Below are 24223 nucleotides of genomic sequence, written 5' to 3' on the forward strand. Positions count from 1 at the left end.
GGTGACTTTGGCATGCAATGCTAATTTGTTTCTTGCTTGTTTGAATTCAGCTCGAACGGGGCGGGCCAAGGAAGCCCAGGCAACGCCCTGACGCTCCCTCGACTCCCGATCACCGAACTCCTGAAATTCTTTCTCCAGAATGGCGCAAGTCAGTCCACTTTGCCGTCGAACCAGATCAGGGCTGCCTGCCCAACTACATCGCCGCCGTCGAATTGCCAAACCGTGCCGTCTCGAATCCGGAACGGGCATCCGGACCGATCCACGCGGACATCGGCATAATTCTCAGCGATGCCGCGTGCGCGAACGATCTCGAGGAAGGCCGCACGCGCCGCCCGCCGGTCCTCCGATGCGCTGAGGCGTGAAGGCAGGCCGATGAACTCGTCACGGCGATAGCCGAACATCCTTATTGCCGCGTTGTTGACATAGATGAACTTCGGATCGCTTTCGGCATTGTGTGCCAGAACTCCGAAGGGTGCCGAGTCGTTGATCCAGGCCAGGCGTGCCCATTTGTCGCCTCGTTCGATCTCGACCGGGCAGCAATTCGTGCCGAGTCCCTTGCCGGTGTGGTTCGCATAGGCGGCATCGATGGCTTCCAGCAGGATCAGGTGCGGTGCTTGTGCGTCGTTCTCGCCCATGAACTTGCTCCGCTTCTCAGAGATTGTGCGCTCGGGGATTGACAATTGCATGGGATCGCTGGGCGTACGGACGAGATGGGAGCGTCCGGTTCCACGCCAGTGCTCGTCCAGAATCGCATCCAGCGTTTCCAGTCCGGGCGTCAGTTCGCTGGCGGTCCAACCGCAGGCGCCATTGAGGCGTCATCCAGTCGTGCAAGACGGGTGTGTCGACGGGAACTTTCTAGGTTCGGGATAATGGCCGGAACACCCTGCTCGACAATCGCATATCCTTCCGGGCCGCGAGCCCTTTTCGTTCGGATCGCACCCAGGCGAAGCTCTTCGGGAGGGTTCGCTTGCCCGGGAGATTTCGCTCCCCCGAACCGCGGGCGAAAACGGAAAACAGGGAGCTCGCGCTCCCCGTTCGCCGCCGACGAAAACCAGAAGACAGGGAGCCCGCGGTCAGACGTACTTCTCCGAGGCCTCGCGCAATTCGAGAGGGGTCTCGCCCGAGTACGGGCGCGGGACCGGGTTCGACTGCACTGAGAACCGGATCCCGATCCGCTTGGTGAAGTTCACCCACATATCGATAATCTCATAAAAAACGGGCGTCACCAGCAGGGCGAGGACCAGGGAGAGCATCTGGCCGCCGATGATCACCTTGGCCATGCTGGCGCGGGCGCCTGCTCCTGGGCCTTGGCCGAGTGCAATCGGGACCATCGCGGCGACGAGCATGACGGTCGTCATCAGGATCGGACGGAGCCGAGTGTGGTTGGCTTCGATGATCGCCTCGCGCCGGGGGACCCCCTTGTCGCGGAGTTGGTTGGTGGCATCGACCTGGAGAATTCCATTCTTCTTGACGATGCCGACCAACATAAACAGGCCGAACATTGCATAGATGTCCATCGGCGTGCGGAACAGGACCAGCGAGAGCAGGCCGAAAGGCACCGTCACCGGCAGCGCCATCAGAATCGAGATCGGCTGCGTCCAGCTCTCGAACTGGGCCGACAGGATCATGTACATAAACAAGATCGAGAGTCCAAACGCGATCATGAAGTAGTAGCCGGTCTCTCCCATCGTCTTCGCCTGGCCGGAGAAGATGTAGGAGTACTGCTTGGGCAGATTCATTTCCTTGAGGATCGCGTCGGCGCGAGAGACGGCCTCGCCCAGGGGGATCCCTTCGGGGTTGCCCAGGACGGTGACGATCCGCTCGCGGGTCAATCGCTCGATCTCGGTCGGCCCGCGTTCGTCGACCAGCTTCGCCAGGCTCGAAAGGTTGACCAGACCGGCGGTCGTCGACGGGAGCTTCAACTGGTAGAGGTTCGCCGTTGAGGAACGCTCGGTCGCCTCGGCCCGGAGCCAGACGTCGTACTGTTCGTCGCCGTCGCGGAACTTCGAGATCGGCATTCCACCGACCAGAACGCGCAGAGTGTCAGCGATCGTGCCGACCGGAATCCCGAGGTCGCTCGCCCGCTCGCGATCGACGATCACCTGAACCTCGGGCTTCCGCAACGAGATCGAAGTGTCGATGTCGACGAGGCCAGGCTTCTCCTTGAGCTTTCTCATGAGCTGATCGGCGTACTTGGAGAGTTGATTCAAGTCAGGACCGGCCAGGTTGACCTGGAAGGTTTGCGGGCGCCTGCCTCCCTGAAACGCCGAGACGTCGTTGACGCTGGCGCGCAGGTCGGGGTAATCCAACAGCATCTCCCGCGCTTCCTGCTGGATCGCGAACTGGGTGTACTCGCGTTCTTCAAGGTCGTCCATGCTCACATAAATCGTGGCGCGAGTCACATCCCCTTGGCCTTTGACCACCCGCCCACCGCTCGACTGACCGATCGTCGTGAACAGGTGCTTGGTCCCCTTGAGCGTGCGGAGTCGGCCTTCCAGCTCGTTACAGATCCGGCTCGTCCGCTCCAGGCTGTACCCTTCGGGCGTCGTGATCGTGACCTCATATTCGCTCTGGTCGTCACGTGGGATCAACGACATCCCCATCATCTTGCCGATCGGGACCGTGCTCATGATGACCAGGATGGCCATGACGACCACCAACGGCTTGAACCGTAAGGCCCCGCGAAGCACCATCCCGTAACTGCCGTCGACGAATCGGTAGATGAAGCCTGACTTGCTGCCGGCATGTCCGGCTTCACCCGGCTCGAGCTTGAGGAACCGGCTGCAAAGCATCGGGGTCAAGGTGAACGAGACGAACAGGCTCATCGCCACCGCGAACGCGACCGTAAGGCCGAAGCTCGAGAAGAAGCGGCCGATGATCCCCCCCATGAAGGCGATCGGCACGAAGATCACGATCAAGGAGAGGCTCGTCGCCAACACCGGCAACGCGATCTCACGCGTGCCGATCCGCGACGCCTCCATCGCGTCCATCCCATCCTCTTCCATGTGCCGAAAAATGTTCTCGTGCACCACCACCGCGTCGTCGATCACGATCCCGATCGCCAGGATCAAACCGAGCATCGTGATGTTGTTGAGCGTGAACCCCATGTAGCTCATGAACATGAACGTCGGAATGATCGACGTGGGGATCGCCATCGTGGCGATCACGGTCGTCCGCCAGTCGCGAATGAACAGCAGGATCGTCGCCGACACCAGGACACCGGCCAGCAGCAGGTGGAACTTCACCTCTTCAATCGACTTCTTGACGAATCGGGACTGGTCGCGAATGATCTCGGTCACGATGTCGGCGGGCAGGGCTGCCCGCAAGGTCTCGAGCCGAGACTTGACGTCTTCCGAGACCTTCACGGTGTTGCTGCCCGACTGCTTCTGGACGACCAGGCTGACCGCGCTCAGGCCATCGAGCTGAGCCAGGGTCCGCGGCTCCTCGTAAGCGTCCTCCGCGCGACCGATGTCGCGTATCCGGATCGGGTAGCCGTTGCGGTTGGCGACGATCAGGCCATTGAACTCGGCGGCCGTATTGAGCCGGCCGAGGGTTCGAAGCACGAGCTCGCGCGGCCCCTGGTCGACGCGACCGCCAGGCACCTCGAGGTTCTGCCGCGTGAGCGCCATCCGGACCTCGTCGACCGAGAGTCCAAACCCGGCGAGTTTATCGGTATCGACCACGACGTTCATCGCGCGGACCCGGCCGCCGACCAGCGTCACCGCACCGACGCCGTTGACCGTCTCGAGCCGCTCCTTGATGCGCTTCCGGGCGATCTCGGTCACCTCGCGAAAGTCCCGTTTGCCGGAAACTGCAATCGTCAGCACGGGCATCGAGCCGGTATCGAACTTGTCGATAATCGGCGCCTCGGTGCCGTCGGGAAGTTCGGCCAAGATCGTGTTGACCTTGTCGCGAACCTCCTGGGTCCCCACGTTGCCGTTCTTGGAGAGGTCGAACTGCACCGTGATGGCCGAGACCCCTTCCATGGTGGTCGACCGCAGTTCCTCGATGCCGCTGACCGTGTTGATGATGTCCTCGATCGGCTTGGTGACCGAGGTCTCCATCTCCTCGACCCCCGCGCCCGGTAGTACGGTCGTGACCGTACAGACCGGGAAGTCGACGTCGGGGAACAGGTCGACTCCAAGACTGCCGTAGGAGACCAGGCCAAGCACGACCGGGACTGCGATCAGAACCCAGGTGAAGACCGGACGTTTGATGCAGATATCGGAAAGGGTCATAGGAACGACCTTATCCTGAAGGTGAACCCGAGACTTCCTGCATCTCGGCCAGGGACCACATAACGATTGACCATCATCTTGGCATGACAACGCATTGAAACTTCCATCCGGCGACCGTGCCGAAGGAGGGGCCAAGTGGCCAGGAGCCAGCCCAGCTCCAAGAATCATCGCGTTTGATTTGAGACGGTAGCCAGGATACCGGGATCTCATTCCCACGCTCTGCGTGGGAATGCCGTCCGCGACGCTCCGCGTCGTCTTGTCTTCCCCGGCGGGTGGGGCCGCAGAGCGTGGGAACGAGTTTCTCCCGCGAATTTCGGCCTCCGGGGCAGACAGACGGCCCGGTTTCCTTGCGACAGTGTCGGTTATTTTTGGGATTCATCGGGATTGCCGGCCTTCGAAGAGGTCACTACCGGAGCCGGTGTGGCCACCTCGGGCTTGCGGACGGTCACGATGGTGGTGTCGGCCAGTTGCGTCTGACCGGTCGTAACCACCTCTGCGTTCTTGGGCAGTGCGCCGATGACCTCGATCCATCCCAGGCCCTCTTGCCCGGTCTCGACGTTGATCGACCGGGCCTTCCCCGCCTCGACGACGAAGAGCTTGGTCACACCCGCGAACTTGACGACCGACTCGATCGGCACGATCGAGGCCATCGCGGTTCGGTCGATCAGGATCGACGCCTTGGCAAAACCACCGGGGCGGAGCAGGCCACGGCTATTGGGAACCGCCACTTCCACCTGAAATGTCCGGCTGACCGGATCGACCAACGGGTTGATTCGCGCGACGGTCCCCTCGAAGGGCATCGCGGCATGTGACGCGATGTTGACCCGGACCGTCTGCCCGACCTGGATCTCGGCGCTATGGCGTTCGGGCACATTGGTCCAGAGCCGGAGCGGGTTCTCGATCACGAGTTGCAAGACGGGGTCGCCCTGCTTGAGCATCTCGCCTTCCGCCACCGACCGCTTTGCCACGGCGTACTCGATCTCGCCGGTCACGCCGGCCGGCCGGGCGTACGGCACCGGGGCAAGGATCATGGTATCGGCCTTGGCCTGCAAGGCGACGTCAACCGCCGCGCGAGTGGCTCGGGCGTTGGCCAGAGTCGCCTGGGCGGTGAGAACCGCGTTGGCCAGGGCGGCCGTCGTGGCCTGCTCATCATTCTCGGAATTCTGCAGGTCTTGCTGGGCACCCGCACCTCGACGGTTCAGGGACCGTTCCCGCGCCACGTTTTGCTTGGCTCGGTCGAGGGCCACTTTCGCCTGGATGACCGCGGGCAGCCCGGTGACGTCAAACTCCTTGGTGGGCAAGTCTTTGAGCCCGAGCTTGGCCAGCTCGGCCTGCAACTGGCGTTGGGCTTGCTGGACCGACAGATTGGCGTCCACCGGGTCGAGCTCGACGAGCAGTTCGCCCGGCTTGACCCGGTCGCCCATGTCGTGGTGTACCTTGAGGACGCGTCCCTGGCTCTTGCTGCCGACGGTGACGTCCTCCCAGCCATTGAGCGTGCCGACCACCTCGACGGTCCGTTCGACGGGCCGTTGTTCCACCGGGGCGACCGTCACCGCAACCGGCTTGGGAGCCGTCTCGGCCTTGGTCTTGGGCTCCGCCGCGGAGTGACCGCATCCGGCCATGGCCAATGCCAGAGGCGCCGCGCCGCTCCATCCTAACGCGAACAACCAGCGACTAACCGCCATTGTCATGACTCCCCGCCGGGCCAACCGGCTTTCGAAAACCACCCAGAAGATCACTCACCAGGCGTGCCGCAAGCCCGGGCCCCAAGTCTCGCTTCTTGTAGAGAAAGTCCATGATCGAGACGATGATCAACCCCCGGCAAGCGGTGCCAAACGCCTCGACCCGATCCGGGTCGACCACCCCGGCATTCGCCGCATGTTGAACGATCTCGCTCATCACACACGACATCCCCCCCTTGAACTTCTCCATCTCCGCCATCAGCCCGTTGGCCAGCGGGCCGAAGAACAAGGCGAAGATGAATCGGCTGCGGTCGGGATCCTCACGACACCAAGCAAAATGGGCCTCGAACGTCCGCTCGAGCATTTCCACCGGATCGCGGACTGACTCCAGGATCGTCCTCAAGTCCTGGTTAAGACTTGACATCGGGACGATCACCAGGGCCTGGGCAAGCCCTTCCTTACTCCCGTAGTGGTAGTAAAGCGTGGGCTTCGTCACCCCCGCCGCCTCGACGATCGTGCGAACCGAGGTCGCGTCGTACCCCTGAGTCGCGAAGAGATGCGCGGCCACGTGGGCAATGTGCTGCGCAACATCACTCGTCCCAGGCTTCACCGACGCGGGTGTCATCAGGTTCGATTCCTTTTTGCTCTTGTCAGCCTCAACTTCCGCTTCTATACCGAACGGTAGGTATCATAGATAAAGGGCGAAAACCGTCAAGTCGGATTCTGATGCGATCTCTGGCCCTGAAGCCGCGGGGGCGATAACCTCAGTTTTTGAGGCAGGCCATCTGGCCGTTGCTCGTTCGGGATGAGAGAAGCAAGCGGAGAGAGAGAGAACGCGATGAATGTCAAGCGACAGATCACGGCGACGATCGCGATCGGCGACCAACCGGGCGAGGCCGACCTCACGCGATTGAAAGCCGATGGATATGTGGGGATCGTGAATCTTCGGAACGACGGTGAGCCGGAGCAGCCGCTGAGCACCGCGGCCGAGGGGGAGAAGGTCCGTGCCTTGGGCCTCGACTATCTCCACTACGGCGTCGGCGCCGGGCCGCTGACGGCGGAGGGCGTGGAGTCGGTCTGCGAATTCATCGACCGACACACCGGCTCCGGAAAAGTCCTGATTCATTGCCGCAAGGGACCGCGGGCTGCCGCGTTGGTCTTGCTCCATCAGGCGAAGGCCCTCGGTTGGCAGCCCGACGAGGTGATCGTCAAGGCGCGGGGCATCGGCCTCGAGGTCGAAGGAGGATTGCGGCTCTTGGTCGAGACTTATCTCCGTGAGCATCCCACGGCGCCCTGAGCCATTTTTCCGGACGACTATCTCGGCGGCTCGAAAAAAAAACGGGTAAACTCGGGAGGCGGGGGGTACTCCTTTTGCATGAGATGAGGCGACACCCCGCACTTCGGCTGACGCCCCCCGGTGGAGAGGCCGCGAGGGACCGCAACGTCTCTTCACCGCCGTGGAGACATGTTCCCATGTCGTGGAAAGACCTTGGACGGACCGGGGCGCGATCTGCGTCCCGCCTCGTTTTCCGCCCGGCCGTCGACGGCCTCGAAGACCGAAGATTGCTGACGACGCTTCCGACCGGATTCGTCGAGACGCCGGTCGCGACCGGCTTGAGCCGGCCGACAACATTCGAGTTCGCCCCCGACGGCCGGATCTTCATCGCACAACAAGGGGGGCAAATCCGGGTCGTCAAGAACGGCCAGTTGCTCGCCACGCCGTTCCTCAGCCTGAACGTGGATTCCAACGGCGAGCGCGGCCTCCTCGGCCTGGCGTTCGATCCCCAGTTCGCCACCAACCACTTCGTCTACGCCTACTACACGGTGCCCGGTTCCCCGGCGCACAATCGAGTGAGCCGGTTCACCGCTAACGGCGACGTCGTCGCACCGGGGAGCGAGGTGCCGATCCTCGACCTCAACGCCCTGAGCGCGGCGACCAACCACAACGGCGGCGCCATCCACTTCGGGGCGGATGGAAAGCTCTACATCGGGGTCGGCGAGAACGCGAACGGGGCGAACGCGCAATCGCTCGACAACCTGCTCGGCAAAGTCCTCCGGATCAACGCCGACGGCACGATCCCGACCGACAATCCGTTCTATAACACCGCGACCGGCCAGAACCGGGCGATCTGGGCCCTTGGCCTGCGTAACCCCTTCTCATTTGCGGTCCAGCCCGGCACGGGCACCATTTTTATCAATGATGTCGGCGAGAACACCTGGGAAGAAATCGACGACGGGATCGCCGGCTCGAATTACGGCTGGCCGGCAACCGAAGGCCCGACCACCGACCCCCGATTCCGCGCTCCGATCTTCGCGTACCCGCACGGTCCGAACAACGTGAACGGCTCAGCGATTACCGACGGCGTTTTCTACGATCCAGCGACCACCCAGTTTCCCACCAGTGCCGTGGGTGATTACTTCTTCACCGACTTGACGGGAGGTTGGATCCATCAGCTCGACCCCCGTACCGGCGTCCTGACCGGGTTCGCCACCGGCCTCCCCCCCCTGATGGTCGCACTCGGGGTCGACCCCGGCGGCAGCCTCTACTACCTCGCGATCGGCAGCGGCGCGAGCACCGGTGTTCTTGCCAAGATCCAGTCCACCGCAACCCCGCCGCCGACGGGCCAGGCTCCTGCCGTAACTCGCGACCCGACGAGCGTCTCTGCTCCTCTGGGAGGGTCGGCGACCTTCTCGGTCGCGGCATCGGGCACGGCCCCGTTGACCTATCAGTGGCAACGCAACGGAGCGAACATCCCGGGAGCCACCGGCGCCTCGTACACGATCGCGACGGTCTCGGCGGGAGACCTCGGCGCCTCGTACCGCGCCGTGGTGATCAACGCGTTCGGTTCCGCCGTCAGCCAACCGGCCGTCCTGACCGCGGATTCGCCCTATGCGCGGCACCTGTTCACCGCCATCTTCGGCCGTACGCCTGACCCAACCGCCCTGTCGACCTTGAGTCTTGCCTTGGCGCAAGGTGTGACCCCGCAGCAACTCGCCGCCGCCTTGCTCGCCTCACCGGAGCGGCACGCGCAGCAAGTGGTCGCCGCCTACCAAACGTCCTTGGATCGAATCCCGACTGCCGCGGAGTTCACGGCGGGGGTCAACCTCCTCAACGCCGGCACCTCCCGCGAAGTCTTCCTCGCCAGCCTGATCAGCTCGCAGGAGTACGCGGCCCGACACGGCGGCACCCCCCGAAGTCTGGTTCAATCGATTTATCAAGAGCTTCTTGGGCGTAGCCCCAACCGGCTCGAGCTGATCCAAGGAACTCGAAGCGTTTCACGTGGGGCAACCAACGCCCTGGTCACTCAACTGCTCGCGGGCGCCGAAGCACGAACCAGGCTCCTCACCGGCTGGTACGGGAATTACCTCGGTCGTCGGCCCACGGCAACCGAACTCAGAACGACTCTCGTCCAGTTCCGCCGCGGCCTCTCCTCCGATCAGGCCGAGGCCGCCATCCTCTCCGGACCCGAGTTCATCGCCCGGAGCTGAGCTCAGTTCCCGGCTCAATCAGCGGACTGACCTGCGTCGGTCCTTGGCTGTCACCGCTTGGTTTCCAAACATCCGAGATTCTGCCGACCCGCAAGCGATTTCAACGTTTCGAGGCCATCTTGACTAATCCGGTGTCGGCACGCTCAATCGTCGGAGCACTGAACGGGGTGTCGTGACCGAAAGGAACCGGACCGATCCATCCATGAACAAGAAGTTCGCGCCCGATCCTGACGGCCCGCCGAACCCGCCCGGGACCTGGTTCACACCAAGCCCCCGGGTCCCTCAGGTTCGCGGGGTCCCCCCATGGTTTGAACCCCTCGGCAATCTCGCCCGCAATGATCGTGTTCGCCGCATTCTCCCGAGCAATCGAACGCAACGCACGGTCGTTGCTGAGGACGTGAACGTTTCCGGCGTAATGGCTCAGTGCGTACCCCTCAGCGCTGCGGAAGGCCCGAATTTCCGGGTTCAAGTAGTAGGGAACCACCCCTTTGAAGTAGGCCGAGTTCTGAGGGTCATTCCAGGGTCGTTCGACATGAAGTGGCCCCCCAAGCGTGAAATTCGTGCCGGACAGGAGTACCGTCATCCAGCTTTGAATCCTCTCGGCGTTCGGACGAGGCTCGCCCGCAAGTACCGACTCCCGGTCATCGTCGACGAGCATGATCAACCCCATTCCGGTCAACCTGAGGTAATCGGCCGACGTGCCCCAGTCGTCTTGAAGCCGAGGTTTGACCTCAAGGAGCGACCGCCGGGACGCAATGAGCCACCCGGCTTGATGCACAACTCCCGTCGCCGAAAGGCCGACGATGAACATCATCACAATCAGAGCCACCAATGAGGTCGTCCACCAGAGGGACCAGGGGCGATGCCCCTCAACCGTCGCGCCACGTGCCTTCTGAACTTCGCCGGAGAACCACCTGAGGGTCAGGTGCAGCCCGATCATGAACAGGATCAAGCAGATGACGCCCGTCGCCGCCCCATCCCAGCCGATCGTGACCCTCGGCAGCACCCGCGCCGAATAAGTCAACCATCCGAAAGCGAGCGTTCCGAGGATCTCGATCGTCAGCATCCCGCGCCAAGCGAACAGCAGGCCGAGGACGATGACAACCGTGGTGATGATGGCGATGGTTCGTTTCACGGCTTCCTCGACGGGAGCAATCGCTCGATCTCCGACGCCGGCAGCCACCGGACAGACCGGTCCGTCATGAGAACGAGCCGGTCGGCACCCACGGAATCTGGCTCGTAGGCAAGAATCGTTGGAGACATCCACATTTCTTCGTCAGGCATTTGGCCGCCCACGTAGAGGTATCGGCCACCAGGGGGAACCGGAACCCTCCAGAGCGGTTCTTCCACCTCGACGGCCTGTTCAGGAGTTGGGAAGACCCCTCGGTGTACCGTCGCGTACTCGGCAAGCTGGTCCCCCAGGCGACGGATGGCCTCATCTCGGACGGCAATCTCGGCCTCAATGGGCGGAGCTGGGGGCGAGGGCGGCACCAGCCGGTGGGTCAGCCCCTGCTTCTCCCAGGCCCCCGGCGTCATCAACTCACGGGCACCCGAGATCATGGTCAGCACCAGGACGAACAGCAGGCCCCAGAGGACGATGATGCCAAGCGCTCTGGCGTACGAGAGCCGAGGGAGCACGGGGAAGTCGTTCCGCAGGCCGTTCCAGACCCACCGGATGACTCCGGTACAGGCGAGCAGTCCCACCAGGAAGAACGAGATGACCTCGAGCCGTTGACGTGCAAGACCCGTCAAACCCGTCTGAGTCAGCCCACCGACCGCTCGGGAAACGTCGGCCAGCGTGACCGACGGCATCCCCGCAGAGGCCACTTGCGGCCAGATCAACACCAAGGTCAGCGTCACGTATTTCGTATATTTCAAAGGGGCCATGAGAGCTCTCGGGCATCGAATTTGTTCGTGTCCCTATCCATCAAATCAGCCTGACCTTTGAAGTGAAGGCATGGAGGATCAGGCCCGCCGAACTGCCATGTCCTCCCGGTCAGTCACCCCGCAAGCACGCAGAACACACCCGGTTGAGCCGAACGACAGGCCTCTCCTCCAAGGAGGCTATGACAAACGTCTTTTACAATCAAGTCAGTCCGTTTTCTTTTCAAGAGTTTCGACGCCCTCGAATCGAGATCGGTCTTCCCTGGCCCGAGCCCAACTCAAATGGACACAGCGACAATGAGCCGCAATAGGATTCTCCACTCCGTTATGTATGAGCGACTCTGGCCAGTACTCCGATACCTCCGAAATCGCAGGCGGAAGGCCTCATGCCCGCACGGCGAGAATGTCACTGGCGCCCGGCCTCGACTCGCTTGACGGGTCCATTCCGATGGGCGAAGATCAAGGGGTAGATGCATCCGTGCAATGAGTGACGACGGCACGGGACGGCCCTCCCGGTCCCTTGGTATTGACCGTCGTCCGCGATTGGGGGAGCCGCTCAATGGTGCGCCGTGGACTGACGTGGGCCGCCTTGGTCGTCGCAACTGCGCTGGGGCAGGCGACGGCTTGGGGCGAGGAGGACATGAGGACCGCCCCGAAGTACCTCCAGGGCCTCCGGGAACGAGGCTATTACGAGCTCGCGGATCAGTTTCTCGAGACCCTTCGCAAAGCGCCGAGCACCCCGGAAGACTTCCGGGTGACGATCGACTACGAGCAGGGCCGGCTCCTGATCGACGAGGCGGCCCGAACGGGCGACCTCGGCCTGAAAAAGGAACTGCTCGATCAGGCGCGCGGCAAGCTCGTCACGTTCACCCAGAAGAATCCCAATCACGCGCTGGCGTCCGAATCATTGGTCCAACTGGCGCGTCTCCTGGTCGAGCGCGGTCACATGGCAATGATCCAGGAGGTGGAGACCGAAGACCCGAAGCTCAAGGCCGCCAAGCTGGTCGAGGCCCGCACCTCGTTCGACCAGGCACGCGACTCTTACGCCAAGGCCGACGAGAAACTCGTGGCCGCCTTCAAGGTCTTTCCGCCGCACCTCCCGGACAACGACCCGCGCAAGGACGAACGCGACCGAACCCACATCGCGATGATGGAAGCCGAGCTTCAAAAGGCGGTCGTCGACTACGAGCAGGGGCAGACCTACCCGCTGGGCTCAAAGGAGCGTGACGAGTACCTTGCCAAGGGCATGACCCAATTTGAAGAGATCTACAAACGCTATCGAACCCAGCTCGCCGGCCTGGTCGCCCGGATGTGGCAGGCCAAGTGTTACGAGGAGAAAGGGGACATCGGCCCCGCCCTCGGGATCTACAACGAGTTGCTCGAGCACCAGGCACCACAGCTCCGCGGCATGCAACGGCACGTCGCCTACTTCAAGATCATCGCGCACGGCAAGCGGAAGGAATACGCCCTGGCCGCCGACCTGGCCAACGCCTGGCTCCAGCGCTATAGCTCGCCTGACGAAGTCCGCTCCCGCGAAGGGCTGGGCGTGCAACTCGAGCTGGCCAAGAACATCCTGGCGCAGTTGCCCGGGGTCTCCGAAAAGGAGCAAGCCCAGGCCGTCAACCGCGTCGTCGACGTCTTGAGCCAGGTGGTCCGTTACTCCTCGCCGTTCAAGGGCGAAGCGCTCACGATCCTCAAAAAATACAAGCCGAAGGTGGCCGCCAACGCCGAGAACCTCTCGCGGATGGGCTACGACGAGCTCGATGGCCAGGCCGACCAGGCGATCGCGTCGCAAGAGTGGGACAAGGCGGCCGAGGCCCTGAAACTGGCCGTCCGCAAGGCCGACCCGGCGAAAGACCCGGACAAGGCCAACCTCGCCCGGTACAAGCTCGCCTTCGTCTACTACATGAACAAGCGATTCTATGAAGCCGACGTCCTGACCGAGCACCTGGCCCGACGCTATCCGCGATTCAGCATGGCGCCCAAGGCGACCGAGATCGCCATGGCCTCGATGGCCGACGCCTACAATACTTATCGCGAGATCGACCGGACCAGCGACCTGAACCGGCTGATCAACGTGGCCAAGTACGCCGCCGAGACCTGGCCCGACAAGGAGGAAGGGGACGCGGCGCGGATGACCTTAGGGCAGGTCTACCACGGCACCGGCCAGTACGCCAAGGCGATCGAGGCCTACCAGTCCGTCCGGCCCAAGGCCTCACGCTGGGTCGAAGCGCAGACGAGGGTCGGGGCCTCCTACTGGGACCAGAGCAAGATCCTCCAGCGCAAAGGCGATGCGAAGGAGGCCGACGCCGAGGCCACCAAAGCGCTGGACGCCCTCAACGTGGCCTTGAAGGCCAGGCGCGACGCCGGCGCTCTGCCCGCCGACCCTGACCTGATCGGCAACGTCTGCGACATCGCGGACATTCAACTCGAGACTGGCAAGGCGCCCGCGGCCCTGGCCCTGCTCGAACCGACCGCCCAGGCGGCCACCGGGGGGGGAGCCACCGGCCCGGCGTTCAGCCGGTTGATGACCGCCTTGCTCCGTGCCCACATCAATGCCGGCCAGATCGAGAAGGCGCAGGCCGACATGGCGGTCCTCGAGAAGCAGGGGGGGGGAGCCAACCTCGCCCAGCTCTACTTCGGACTCGGCAAGCTTCTCGAAGCCGAGATGAAGGTCCTCAAGGACAAAGGGGATCGCGCGGGTCTGGCCAAACGGCAAGCGGACTACTTGAAGTTCCTCACGGCGCTGGCCAACGCGAAGTCGGGCCAGACTTATGAGTCGCTCCAGTGGGCCGGCGAGCAGATGCTCAAGATTCAGAACCCCGGCGAGGCCGGTAAGATCTTCAAGCGAATCCTCGAAACGATGGGTAAGGACAAGGCGTTTCTCGCCCAGGAAGGCGCGGGCAACCTCCTGCTCCGCACCCGAATCAAGTATGCCGAAGCCCTCCGCGGCCAGGCCGACTTCACGGCGGCCGAAGACCTCGTCTCCGAGCTGCTCAAGGAGTTCCCACGGTCGAGCGACCCCCTCTTCGAGCAAGGGATGTTGCTTGAGAATAAGGCGGAAACCAAGCAGGGGACCTGGAAGGCGGCCTTTGCCCACTGGCAAAAGCTGGCGCTCCGACTCGGCACGAGCCGGCCACGGCCGCCGGAGTATTACGACGCCTGGTATCACGCCGCCTATGCACTCGCCAAGGACAACCAGCCGACCAAGGCCAAGCAAACGCTCGGCAGCGTGATGCGGCTCTCGCCCAAGGTGGGCGGGCCCGAGATGAAAGAAAAGTACGACGCCTTGCTCAAGAACATCAAGTAATCGTCATCCCCTTCCAGTTCCAATTCCGCTTCCACGCCGATCTCAGAGGGAACCCGCGCGATGCGATTTCGACGTTTGCTCCCGGCCGGATCGTTGATGCTCGCCCTGGGCGTCTCGGCCGTTGCCGACGATGTGGTCCTGGTTCCCAACTCCACCGTCAAGAACGCGACCGGCGGCCGGGTCCGCGGGACCGTCCAATCCGAATCGGCGAGCGAGGTCGTCGTCAAGCTGGGAACGACCACGACGAACGTGCCGAGCGCGGAGATCATCTCGATCAACTACACGGGGCAGCCCCCGAGCATGGTGCAGGCCGAATCCCGCGAGGCGGCCGGAGCCCTCGCCGAGGCGGCCGACCTCTACAAGAAAGCGGCCGGCGAGGCGGATGGCAAACCGTTCATCCAGCAGGCCGCGCAGTTCCACCACGCCAACGCTCTGGCCGAGCTCGCCCTGGCTGACACCGCACGCGCCCCTGAGGCGATCACGCTGCTCAACGCGTTTGTGAAAGCGCACCCCAACGGCAGGCAGATCGTCTCAGCGCTCGATAGCCTGGCCCGCCTCCAACTCCAAAAGGAGGACTACGCCGCCGTCGAGAAGCTCGTCGCGGAGATGGCGAAACAGCCCCAGAGTGCCGACCGTGCCAGTATCCTTCGCGCCAAGGTCTTCGCCAAGAAGGGGGAGTTCGATAAGGCGATCACCGAATACGACCGACTGATCAAGGACGCTCCCGAGGGCTCGGCACGCCGGCGCGATGCCCAGTTGGCCCGGGCCGAAAGCTTGGCGGGACAGAAGAAATTCGAGGCCGCCGAGACCGAGCTACGTTCGGTCATCAATGCAACCTCCCCCGAAGACTACGCGACCCAGTCGGCCGCCTATAACACCTTGGGCGATTGCCTCCGCGCCGCCGGCAGACCGAAGGAAGCGCTCGACGCCTACCTGCACACCGATATCCTCTACGCCAAGGACAAGGAACAGCATCCTCGGGCCCTGGCACATATCTCGCAACTTTGGCGCGTTCTCAAACGCGACGATCGGGCGGACGAGGTCTGGCAGCAGCTCAAAAAGGACTATCCGAACAGCCGCTGGCTCACGGCCGCGCGATCGACCCCGACTCCCTGAGCGTGCAAAGCACGCCCAAAGGTGTGCGCCCAATCCGGAACGTCGTCGAGCGGTTTCTTAATCGGTTGCGCCAGGTGCCATGGGTTCCGAGTCTGGACTCCATGGCACCCAGAATTCCCTCGTCTTCCGGTTCGGATGGGTTCCAAAGGCACGATGCGGTTCGGGCCGGTTCAGAACGGGGGAGGCGCTGCCCCCTTCGGAGTCGCGGGCGCGGTGGCCGGTGGGACACGCGTCACGGCCGGGGACGAGGCCCGGCTCTTGGTCGACGCCCCGGACGACCCTCTTGAGCCAGTGCGCGGCGGGGTGATCCCGGCGATTTCACCCCCTTCGGCGGGGTCGGGATTGGTCGGTTCGACCCCACCGTGGGCCGCCGCGGCGCCGCTGAATCGAATCAGGGTGCCGGCGATCAGGGGAACCGACGACGAAACGACCAGGGCATCCATCGGCCGAAAGAGACCCGTGACCTGAACCCGCTCGGGGCCGGGATTGCCCAGAATTCGAACCGGGATGTTCGTGACATACTCGTTGCGGATCACCTGAACATGTGACCCTCCTCCGGAAGTCCCTTTCGCCGGCTGGTGAAGCGCCCGCGCGGGGATCGTGGCCAGGGTTGAGGTTGGCAGCGACGGGCTCAGGGCCCGCTGCCCCGGCTCGAGTTCCCCCTTCTCATTGGGGAGAATGACCCAGGCGGCCGTAAAGGCCGTGGCCAGTTCACGAAGTGGGGCGAGGGTTTCGGGCAGCGGCAATGACGCCTGGACCTTGCCCGCAATCACCTGGCCTTCCACGTTGATTTTGACCGTCGAGCCCACCGTCGCGGCCGTCCGTTCGAGCGGGATCAGCACCCGCAGGCTCGTGTCATCGGCCAGTTCGGCGACCTTCGCCCCCTTGGGGAGAAACTGGCCGGGGCTGACCGCCACGTCGATCAGGCGACCGGCAAACGGCGCCCGTAGGGTGCAGCGATCGAGGTCGAGGGTCGCCAGTTCGGCCCTGGCCTGGGCCGCTTCCAACTGCGCCTGGGCGACCGCCGCGTTGGGGGTCTGCTTCAACAGGGCTAACGTCGCCTGCATCTCCTTGACGTTCGCGTCCGCAATCTTGACCCGCGCCAGCGCCTCGGCACGATCGAGCTGAGCGATCTCCTGCCGATCGCGGACCGAGGAGCCGACCGGCAACTCCAGGCTCCGCAAGATGTTGTCGCTCGGCGCGGTGATCGTGACCCGTCGAATCGGCTCGAGGAGCGAGGGAATCTGGTAGCGGTCGGGCGATTTCAGCTCGAGCGGAATCGACTCGACCTTGGCCGAGTCGGGAACCTGTTGCGCGTGCGTGACTCGCGTTGTCGAAGCCACGAGTGAGAGACCCAAGAGCGCCGTCGTCCATCCCCGGACCATCATTGGCAAACCTCGGGTTGGAAGCCTGAGGGAGAAGGGACCAGATCGGCCCCGGATGTGCGTCCCGCAATTCTCCACCCTAATCCGGAGCCCAGAGCACGTCAACACGCCGGCTCCCCGCGCCCGACGCGGCCGATTCCCGAGTCGATCGCCATCAGTTCGCGTTGACCAAATCACGAGAATCACCTAGAACGCCGTAAGCAAGGTCTTTTGCATTCTCCGGAGGAGGCGCAACGGATGCGCAACGACCGATCGGGCGTGGTCACGCGGGCCGTCAATCGTGTCAAACACTGGTCGGTCAGGGCAAGGGATCGGGTCCGCAGTCTGCCCGTCCGCGCCTCGCACCGCGGTCAGGGGCCGCCACTTCCCCCGGCCCGCCTGATGCATCTCGTCGCCGCGTCCGAGGACGTCTCCTGGTTCCTGGACGGTGGCAAGCAAGCCGCCGCGAGCCTCCGGACCATTCTCGCCAAGAACAACGTGGCCATCGAGTCGCTGGGGGCGATCCTCGACTTCGGCTGCGGCGCCGGACGCGTCCTGCGACACTGGGAGAAGCTCCAAGGGCCCACCCTTCACGGCACCGACTACAACCCGACCCTGATCGGCTGGTGCCAGAAGAACTTGCCGTTCGTGCAGTTCCAGCTCAACGAGCTGGGAGGCGGCCTCGGCTACCAGGACGAGTCATTCGACCTGATCTACGCCCTTTCCGTCTTCACCCATCTCGACGAACCGCTTCAATTCTTCTGGATCCGTGAGCTCTCACGAATCCTCCGTCCGGGCGGATACTTGTTCATCACCACACACGGTGAGCATTACCTTCCCCAGCTCGCGGCCGACGAGCAGGAACGGTTCCGCCGCGGCGAGATCGTGGTCGTGGGCTCGCGTCGCGAGGGGAGCAACGACTGCGCGACGTTCCATCCCGAAGCCTACATGCGATCGACCTTGGCGGCCGACCTCGAAGTGGTCGACTTCGTGCCCGAAGGGGCGCTCGGCAACCCGCGGCAAGATGTCTTCCTGTTGCGCAAACCGCGCGTCTAATCATCTCAGGTTATACGTACATTTTGTAGTCCTGAAACGGCGATCGTCCGAGCGAGTTCTCCACGTTGGACGGTCGCCCAAAGCATCGACGTAATTGGATGGGTACCAGCGGCGAGAGCTTCGTTTCCCTCCCTCCCCCCCCCCCGACCGGGAACGCCGGAGCGATTGCCGACCATGATCACGTTGCTCCAGATGGCGCTCTCCGTCGGCCTGAACGCCATCCCGGTCGGCGGAGTTGTCCTTCGCGGCTGGACCCCGGCCACGGCGTTGACGCTCTACTGGTGTGAGAATCTGGTCGCCGCGCTCCTGATCGCGCTGCGGATCGCGATCCACCGGCGGCTGACGCGACGACGCGGCCACTACCGGCTCCAGATCAATGCCAAAGGCAATCCTGGCAAGGGAGAGTCCCAAGCCCAAGGCACCTACCTGGGCGAGTTCCTCACGATCAGCCTGGCCTTCACCCTGGTTCACGGCATCTTCCTCGCCGCGGTGCTGGCCGTCGTGGTCAAGGTCGGCCCTCATCCCGCCCAGCTCGTTCAAGGATTGCGCTGGATGGTCGCCGTGCAGGTGGGGAGTTTCGTGCTGGACCTGTTCCAAGTGCGAAAGTGGCCATTCGCCGATCTGAAGAAGAACGCGGATCGGATCCTCGGCCGGGTCATCCTGATTCAGCTCGCAATCATTGGGGGCATGATGTTCGCGGCCTTCAGTTCGCGACCCGAGGCATTCTTCGCGGTCTTTGGATTTCTGAAGACGCTGTCGGACGTCGCCAGTCGGATCCCGTACACCCCCAAGCCCGGGGTGGAAGCCCCGCGTTGGTTCCTCTGGTTCGCCAATCGATTCGACAAGGGCAAGCACTGGAAGACCGGCCAGGACGCCGCAACCTGGTGGCGCGAGACGAGACTGGCCGAGCGGCGCCGGGTTGACGAGGACGAGTTGGTGATCGAGTCACCCGAGGGAGCGTAGGGATCAATGGGATCACATTAACGAAGGAACAACTGATAGACCGGGCTTTCCGTCTCGTCGACGCACGGATAGGCCAAGGTCTCAATGAAATCCTGGAAGGCCGCCCGCTCGTTGCTCGGGATCTGCATTCCGATCAGGATGCGACCATAATCAGCGCCTTGATTGCGATAATGAAAAAGGGTGATGTTCCAGTCCGGATGCATACTTGAAAGAAACCGCATCAGAGCGCCGGGTCGTTCGGGAAACTCGAAGCGGTAGAGCCGCTCATCGCTGGCCAACTGGCTGCGTCCGCCGACCATGTGCCGCACGTGCTCTTTGGAGAGTTCATCACCGGTCAGGTCCACGGTGGCAAAGCCATGTTCGGTGAAACGACCGGAGATCGCCGCGGATTCTTCGCGGTTGGTGGTGGCAAGGCCGACGAAAACGTGGGCGTGCTGTGCGTCGGAGATCCGATAGTTGAACTCGGTCACGCTGCGAGGGCCGATGATCTCACAGAGGCGTTTGAAGCTGCCACGTTGCTCGGGGATCGTGACCGCGAACAGCGCCTCACGCTCTTCACCGACCTCGGCCCGCTCGGCGACAAAGCGGAGCCGATCGAAATTCATGTTGGCCCCGCAGGTGATCGCCACCAACGCTTCGTTTTTGAGGCCGTACCGGGCGACATATTGCTTCAACGCGGCGACGCCCAGCGCCCCGGCCGGCTCGAGGATGCTCCGTGTGTCCTCGAACACATCTTTGATGGCGGCACACACGGCGTCGGTGTCGACCACGAGGAAGTCATCGACCAGGGCACGCGTGATCCGGAACGTTTCCTCGCCGACCAGTTTCACGGCCGTGCCGTCGGAGAACAGGCCGACGTCCTCCAGTTGGATCCGTTGGCCGGCCTTGACCGAGCGGATCATCGCGTCGGAGTCCACCATTTGCACCCCGATGACCTTGATCTCGGGCCTCACGGCCTTGATATAGGCGGCGACGCCGGAGATCAGGCCGCCGCCGCCGATCGCGACGAAGACCGCCTGAATCGGGTGCTGATGCTGACGCAAGATCTCCATGCCGATCGTGCCCTGGCCCGCGATCACGTCCGGGTCATCGAAGGGATGCACAAACGTGTAACCAAACGTTTTGCTCAGTTCGAGGGCATGAAGGTAGGCGTCGGAATAACTGTCGCCGTGGAGGACCACCTCTCCCTTGAGGGCATGGACGGCGTCGACCTTTAATTTCGGAGTCGTCACCGGCATGACGATCGTCGCCCGGCAGCCCAAGCGGTGCGCGCTCAGTGCCACGCCTTGGGCATGGTTGCCCGCCGAGGCGCAAATCACCCCACGACTCCGTTGCTCGGGCGAGAGGTGGACCATCTTGTTGTAGGCCCCGCGCAGCTTGAAGCTGAACACGGGCTGGCTGTCTTCGCGTTTGAGCCAGACCTGGTTCCCCAAACGCTCCGACAACTTCTTGGCCAGCTCCATCGGCGATTCGATCGCCACGTCATAGACCCGAGCCGTCAAGATTTTCTGAAGGTAGTCCATCAGTCCGAGCGGACCGTTGGGTGTCGCTTCGGAAGCGTCAGAATGAGCGTCCCTGGGCCGGCCTGGTCCGAGCATATTCACGTCTCGTCGATCACACCTGGGGTTGTCAGCTCAATGCGCCAAGCCGGTCAGAGCCGACACCATGTGGTCGGCTCGAGTCCTCAGCTTCGTCGGGTTGCAGCCCCCGAGCCCACGGTTCCGAGTCGCTCCAAACCGTGATCCGCCTCAAGCTGACATCGTACCCGAAACCCCGGGTCAGAGCGATCTCAGCAGAAATCGGGGCCGTGGGATCATTGACATCAAAAGACTGACAATTACAAAACCACGGATTCAAGCAACAATACGCAGGGCGATGTACGGAACGAGGTTAAACAGGATGATGCCGATCTTATAGAACGTCATCCCGGCGAGTTGGATCAGATCCATCTGCTCGGCCGTCATGCGATACCAGCGGCCGAGTCGATGCATCCAGTCGCGTGCAAACAGGAACAACAAGGCCCACAACACGAGCACCCCGTAGTTGATGATCGTCGACCACAGGAGGACACCACGCACCACCTCGATGTTCATGCTCCACCTCCACGTGACTTGGGGAAGCCCATTTCGGTCAAGCTACCTTTCAGCTTAACGTAGCCTGGTCGCCGTTTGCCACAGCCCAGCCCGGGGCGGAACCGCCCTGTGCGCGCTGAGCTCGCCGAGGCTTTGGAAACATGGGTCCCCCCTGGCGATGGGGGGGCGGGGCCGCTAGCATCGGTCGGAGACGCGGTCGCGGCCCGGGTGCACCGCGGTCTCGACCCCAACAGCCGAACCAAAAAAATGACGAGGGGAGAACCCAGCATGGCGACGGATCGGATTACCAGGCGCGGTTTCGTGGGTGCGGTGGGGGTCACGGCCGGTTCGGCCGCGGTCCTGGGCGCGAGTGGGCAGGCGGTCGCGGCCAACGACAAGATCCGGCTCGGCATTATCGGCTCGGGCAGCCGGGGAATGCAGGTCCTCGAAACCTTTCTGACCAACCCCGAAGTCGACATCGTGGCCGTCGCCGACGTGGACGACAAGCACGCCGAGCATTGCGCGAAGCACGTGAAGTCGAAGCGAGGGAATGACCCGGTCACCGCACGCGACTACCACGCGATGCTCGATCGCAAGGACGTCGACGCGGTGATCATCGCCACTCCCGACCACTGGCACGCCCTGCCCGCGATCGAAGCGGTGCTCGCCGGCAAGGACGTTTACGTCGAGAAGCCGGTCGCGCACAACGTGGCCGAAGGGCAGGCGATGCTCCGGGCCGCCCGGAAGACGAACAAGGTCATGGCCGTCGGCACCCAGCAGCGGTCGTCGTCGCACTTCCAGGAAGCCGTCGAGACCGTGCGCTCGGGGAAACTCGGCAAGGTGTTCTGGGTGCAAACCTGGAACTATGAAAACATCAGTCCCGTCGGTCTCGGCCGGCCTTCCGACACGGAACCGCCGGCGAGCGTCGACTACGACCGCTGGCTCGGCCCCGCGCCCAAGCGAGCGTTCAACCCGAACCGGTTCCATCTCCTCTTCCGCTGGTTCTCCGACTACGCCGGCGGGATGATGAGCGACTGGGGCGTCCACCTCAACGACATCGTCCTCTGGGCGCTCGACGCCAAGGGGCCCGAATCCGTCACGTCGACCGGCGGGATCTTCACGTCCGACGACAACCGTGACACGCCCGACACCTTGCAGGTCGTTTATGACTTCCCGGGCTGCACCCTGACCTACTCGATGCGGAAGGGGAACGGCCTGCCGCTCAACGGCCATGACTATGGCATCCTCTTTTGCGGAACCGACGGCAGCCTGCTCCTCGATCGGTCCGGCTTCGAGATCATCCCGGACAAAGTCATCCTGCCGTATGGGATCAGGCAGGCGCAGGGCGACCGGCCACTCCGCAAGATCGACCTCGAAGGGCGGAAGGTCAAAGGGGTCGACGGCCAAGGGCCCCACATCAGGAACTTCCTCGACTGCCTCAAGTCGCGGGAACGTCCCACCTGCGATATCGAAATCGCCCATCGCTCGACCAACACCTGCCACCTCGGGAACATCGCCTTCAAGCTCGGGCGAAAACTCGTCTGGGACAACGCCACCGAATCGTTTAAGAACGACAACGAAGCCAACGCGTTGCTCTCGCGCGAACCGAGGCGCGGCTACGAGTTGCCCCAAGTCTAAATCGTTGGTCTGGCGGCTTGGAATCGGAATCGAAGAGGTAGGCATGACTCCGCAAACCGGTCTGAAACTCCGACTCGTCGCCTACCTCATCGAAGCGATCTCCATGATCGGCCTCGTCTTCGCCTCCAGGCAGCGAGTCGAGCCCCGGCTGTTTGCCGGGCTCGACCCGCGCCAGTGGAGCGCGGGCCTCGCTTTCGGCCTTGTCCTCTGGATCATCAGCACCGCGATCATCCAATGGCCTCGAAAGAAGGGGGCCGGGCCGGCCGAGTAGCCCCCGAGCACGTCACATGGGTCCGAATTCTCAACTCAAGCCGAGTGGGTCCTACGCGCCTGGTTCGCGCGACGAGAGTTCCGGCTTCATCTCCTCGAAATCCGGCGACGAGGGGGGATCCACCTTCTGCCCGTACGTCTTCCCGAGCGGGGACGCGTCTTCAATAATCTTGTTCTGCTCGGCGGCGGTGAGGACGACTACGCTCGAGATCCAGAACCAGAAGAGCAAGACCATCACGCCTCCGAGCGACCCGTACGCCTGGTTGTAATTGGCAAAATTCTGAACATAGATCCGAAATCCAAACGTCTGGACCATGAAGGCAAACGTTCCCACAACACTGCCAGGGGTGATCCATTCCCAACGCTGCTGGGCGTCGGGGCCGTTGTAGAAGGTCAGGGCGAAGCTGACCGAGACCATCAAAAAGACCACGACCCACTGAATGATCGTGGCGACGATCTGGGCGGGCGTGCTTAATCCGAGCCAGCTCAAAATCTGCGGCCAAGCGACGATCGCAAGCAGAGAGCCGACCAGAATGATCGCCTGGATCAAGGTCATCACAATCGCCGTGAGCCGCAGCTTCCAGAACGGTCGGGTCTCGGTCACCCCATAGATCCGGTTCATCGCGTCGATCACGGCGAGGAAAAGGCTTGAGGCCAGCCAGATCGTGACCGCCAGGCCCAACGAGATCAGACCGAGATGTGAATCCTTCTGGATTCTCACGATCTGGTCCTTGATCACCCCATACGCTTCCTTGGGAAACATCGTCCGCAACGTCGAATCGAGTTGCTCGACGGTCAAGTTCGCCACGCCGACCGTATTTCCTGAGCGTCCAGTCAAGTCGGGCAAGAGCTGGACCACCAGGGTCAGAACCAGGCCGAGAAACGGCACGAGCGCCAGCATCGCGTAAAAGGCGACGGCCGCGGCCCTGGTGAAGACTTCGTGTTCCTCAACCTTGTGCCACGTTCTGACGATGAGCTCGCGGACGCTCAGACCGCCGAGCGTCAGCGCCTCGCGGAGTCGAAACGGAAGAAACATAGTCGCCTTCATTCCTTTCGATTCCGGGCCTGTTCCTGTGCCACCAAACAAGAGCGGCCCCCGGGTCGATTCTCCCGAGGGCCGCTGGTGTCGCTTCGATTCAAC

Annotated in this window: 18 protein-coding genes; 8 read left to right on the plus strand and 10 right to left on the minus strand. The window is 63.1% G+C overall.

Features of this window, described 5'->3' with window-relative positions; genetic code table 11:
- Positions 1-149 precede the first annotated feature (149 nt).
- From BUS42_RS40120 to BUS42_RS40135, 4 genes are all read right to left on the minus strand, one after another.
- Positions 150-635, minus strand: a complete 486-nt coding sequence (locus BUS42_RS40120; protein ID WP_074317262.1) for an MEKHLA domain-containing protein — start codon at positions 633-635, stop codon at positions 150-152.
- A 438-nt stretch (positions 636-1073) separates the two neighbouring features.
- Entirely contained in the window at positions 1074-4238 is a 3165-nt protein-coding gene (locus BUS42_RS40125) for an efflux RND transporter permease subunit (protein WP_074317264.1), read from the minus strand.
- Between the two features lie 362 nt (positions 4239-4600).
- The gene (locus BUS42_RS40130; RefSeq protein ID WP_074317266.1) at positions 4601-5923 is read right to left on the minus strand and encodes an efflux RND transporter periplasmic adaptor subunit; all 1323 of its coding nucleotides are present in this window, start codon (positions 5921-5923) and stop codon (positions 4601-4603) included.
- A complete protein-coding gene (locus BUS42_RS40135; RefSeq protein ID WP_074317268.1) occupies positions 5913-6545 on the minus strand; it encodes a TetR/AcrR family transcriptional regulator in 633 nt (210 codons plus the stop codon). Before BUS42_RS40135 ends, BUS42_RS40130 begins: the two co-directional genes overlap by 11 nt.
- 213 nt (positions 6546-6758) lie before the next feature.
- On the opposite strand from BUS42_RS40135, the gene BUS42_RS40140 reads away from it, so the two are divergent.
- Both BUS42_RS40140 and BUS42_RS40145 read left to right on the plus strand, forming a co-directional pair.
- Positions 6759-7217, plus strand: a complete 459-nt coding sequence (locus BUS42_RS40140; RefSeq protein ID WP_074317269.1) for a protein tyrosine phosphatase family protein — start codon at positions 6759-6761, stop codon at positions 7215-7217.
- Between the two features lie 176 nt (positions 7218-7393).
- Positions 7394-9409: a PQQ-dependent sugar dehydrogenase gene (locus BUS42_RS40145; protein WP_074317271.1), complete on the plus strand. Its 2016-nt coding sequence runs from the start codon at positions 7394-7396 to the stop codon at positions 9407-9409.
- 123 nt (positions 9410-9532) lie between these two features.
- Here the strand turns inward: BUS42_RS40145 and BUS42_RS46880 are convergent, their stop codons facing one another.
- Complete coding sequence (locus tag BUS42_RS46880) at positions 9533-9613, minus strand: hypothetical protein (protein ID WP_410001742.1); 81 nt, start codon at positions 9611-9613, stop codon at positions 9533-9535.
- 927 nt (positions 9614-10540) lie between these two features.
- Entirely contained in the window at positions 10541-11296 is a 756-nt protein-coding gene (locus BUS42_RS40155) for a hypothetical protein (RefSeq protein WP_083671354.1), read from the minus strand.
- Positions 11297-11852: 556 nt separating this feature from the next.
- Here BUS42_RS40155 and BUS42_RS40160 point away from each other — a divergent pair.
- The gene (locus BUS42_RS40160) at positions 11853-14603 is read left to right on the plus strand and encodes a tetratricopeptide repeat protein (RefSeq protein WP_074317277.1); all 2751 of its coding nucleotides are present in this window, start codon (positions 11853-11855) and stop codon (positions 14601-14603) included.
- 60 nt (positions 14604-14663) lie between these two features.
- A complete protein-coding gene (locus BUS42_RS40165) occupies positions 14664-15719 on the plus strand; it encodes a tetratricopeptide repeat protein (RefSeq protein ID WP_074317280.1) in 1056 nt (351 codons plus the stop codon).
- Between the two features lie 170 nt (positions 15720-15889).
- Here the strand turns inward: BUS42_RS40165 and BUS42_RS40170 are convergent, their stop codons facing one another.
- Complete coding sequence (locus tag BUS42_RS40170) at positions 15890-17107, minus strand: efflux RND transporter periplasmic adaptor subunit (protein ID WP_074317283.1); 1218 nt, start codon at positions 17105-17107, stop codon at positions 15890-15892.
- Between the two features lie 234 nt (positions 17108-17341).
- Between BUS42_RS40170 and BUS42_RS40175 the strand changes: the two genes are divergently transcribed.
- Together BUS42_RS40175 and BUS42_RS40180 are read left to right on the plus strand one after the other, a co-directional pair.
- Positions 17342-18139 carry a class I SAM-dependent methyltransferase gene (locus BUS42_RS40175; RefSeq protein ID WP_074317285.1) on the plus strand — a complete coding sequence of 266 codons (798 nt, stop codon included), beginning with the start codon at positions 17342-17344 and terminating at the stop codon, positions 18137-18139.
- 174 nt (positions 18140-18313) lie between these two features.
- Entirely contained in the window at positions 18314-19102 is a 789-nt protein-coding gene (locus tag BUS42_RS40180; protein ID WP_074317289.1) for a DUF6498-containing protein, read from the plus strand.
- Between the two features lie 17 nt (positions 19103-19119).
- On the opposite strand, the gene ilvA is transcribed toward BUS42_RS40180, so the two are convergent.
- Both ilvA and BUS42_RS40190 read right to left on the minus strand, forming a co-directional pair.
- Complete coding sequence (ilvA, locus tag BUS42_RS40185) at positions 19120-20700, minus strand: threonine ammonia-lyase, biosynthetic (RefSeq protein ID WP_074317292.1); 1581 nt, start codon at positions 20698-20700, stop codon at positions 19120-19122.
- A gap of 255 nt (positions 20701-20955) precedes the next feature.
- Entirely contained in the window at positions 20956-21195 is a 240-nt protein-coding gene (locus tag BUS42_RS40190; RefSeq protein ID WP_074317296.1) for a DUF6868 family protein, read from the minus strand.
- Positions 21196-21462: 267 nt separating this feature from the next.
- On the opposite strand from BUS42_RS40190, the gene BUS42_RS40195 reads away from it, so the two are divergent.
- Together BUS42_RS40195 and BUS42_RS40200 are read left to right on the plus strand one after the other, a co-directional pair.
- On the plus strand, positions 21463-22812 hold the full coding sequence (locus BUS42_RS40195; protein ID WP_074317299.1) for a Gfo/Idh/MocA family protein: 1350 nt from the start codon (positions 21463-21465) through the stop codon (positions 22810-22812).
- Positions 22813-22855: 43 nt separating this feature from the next.
- Positions 22856-23083, plus strand: a complete 228-nt coding sequence (locus tag BUS42_RS40200; protein ID WP_074317301.1) for a hypothetical protein — start codon at positions 22856-22858, stop codon at positions 23081-23083.
- A 51-nt stretch (positions 23084-23134) separates the two neighbouring features.
- Here the strand turns inward: BUS42_RS40200 and BUS42_RS40205 are convergent, their stop codons facing one another.
- The gene (locus BUS42_RS40205; RefSeq protein ID WP_074317308.1) at positions 23135-24118 is read right to left on the minus strand and encodes a YihY/virulence factor BrkB family protein; all 984 of its coding nucleotides are present in this window, start codon (positions 24116-24118) and stop codon (positions 23135-23137) included.
- Positions 24119-24223: the final 105 nt, after the last annotated feature.

The organism is Singulisphaera sp. GP187, from assembly GCF_900129635.1.
Taxonomy (GTDB): domain Bacteria; phylum Planctomycetota; class Planctomycetia; order Isosphaerales; family Isosphaeraceae; genus Singulisphaera.

Excerpts from the sequence above, each read along its gene's own strand:
- BUS42_RS46880 (WP_410001742.1), bottom strand. The coding sequence starts at position 9,613 with ATGGATGGATCGGTCCGGTTCCTTTCGGTCACGACACCCCGTTCAGTG.
- BUS42_RS40155 (WP_083671354.1), bottom strand. The coding sequence starts at position 11,296 with ATGGCCCCTTTGAAATATACGAAATACGTGACGCTGACCTTGGTGTTG.
- BUS42_RS40135 (WP_074317268.1), bottom strand. The coding sequence starts at position 6,545 with ATGACACCCGCGTCGGTGAAGCCTGGGACGAGTGATGTTGCGCAGCAC.
- BUS42_RS40165 (WP_074317280.1), top strand. The coding sequence starts at position 14,664 with ATGCGATTTCGACGTTTGCTCCCGGCCGGATCGTTGATGCTCGCCCTG.
- BUS42_RS40120 (WP_074317262.1), bottom strand. The coding sequence starts at position 635 with ATGGGCGAGAACGACGCACAAGCACCGCACCTGATCCTGCTGGAAGCC.
- BUS42_RS40160 (WP_074317277.1), top strand. The coding sequence starts at position 11,853 with ATGGTGCGCCGTGGACTGACGTGGGCCGCCTTGGTCGTCGCAACTGCG.
- BUS42_RS40190 (WP_074317296.1), bottom strand. The coding sequence starts at position 21,195 with ATGAACATCGAGGTGGTGCGTGGTGTCCTCCTGTGGTCGACGATCATC.
- BUS42_RS40180 (WP_074317289.1), top strand. The coding sequence starts at position 18,314 with ATGATCACGTTGCTCCAGATGGCGCTCTCCGTCGGCCTGAACGCCATC.
- BUS42_RS40205 (WP_074317308.1), bottom strand. The coding sequence starts at position 24,118 with ATGTTTCTTCCGTTTCGACTCCGCGAGGCGCTGACGCTCGGCGGTCTG.
- BUS42_RS40140 (WP_074317269.1), top strand. The coding sequence starts at position 6,759 with ATGAATGTCAAGCGACAGATCACGGCGACGATCGCGATCGGCGACCAA.
- BUS42_RS40200 (WP_074317301.1), top strand. The coding sequence starts at position 22,856 with ATGACTCCGCAAACCGGTCTGAAACTCCGACTCGTCGCCTACCTCATC.
- ilvA (WP_074317292.1), bottom strand. The coding sequence starts at position 20,700 with ATGCTCGGACCAGGCCGGCCCAGGGACGCTCATTCTGACGCTTCCGAA.
- BUS42_RS40195 (WP_074317299.1), top strand. The coding sequence starts at position 21,463 with ATGGCGACGGATCGGATTACCAGGCGCGGTTTCGTGGGTGCGGTGGGG.
- BUS42_RS40145 (WP_074317271.1), top strand. The coding sequence starts at position 7,394 with ATGTCGTGGAAAGACCTTGGACGGACCGGGGCGCGATCTGCGTCCCGC.
- BUS42_RS40170 (WP_074317283.1), bottom strand. The coding sequence starts at position 17,107 with ATGATGGTCCGGGGATGGACGACGGCGCTCTTGGGTCTCTCACTCGTG.
- BUS42_RS40125 (WP_074317264.1), bottom strand. The coding sequence starts at position 4,238 with ATGACCCTTTCCGATATCTGCATCAAACGTCCGGTCTTCACCTGGGTT.
- BUS42_RS40175 (WP_074317285.1), top strand. The coding sequence starts at position 17,342 with ATGCGCAACGACCGATCGGGCGTGGTCACGCGGGCCGTCAATCGTGTC.
- BUS42_RS40130 (WP_074317266.1), bottom strand. The coding sequence starts at position 5,923 with ATGGCGGTTAGTCGCTGGTTGTTCGCGTTAGGATGGAGCGGCGCGGCG.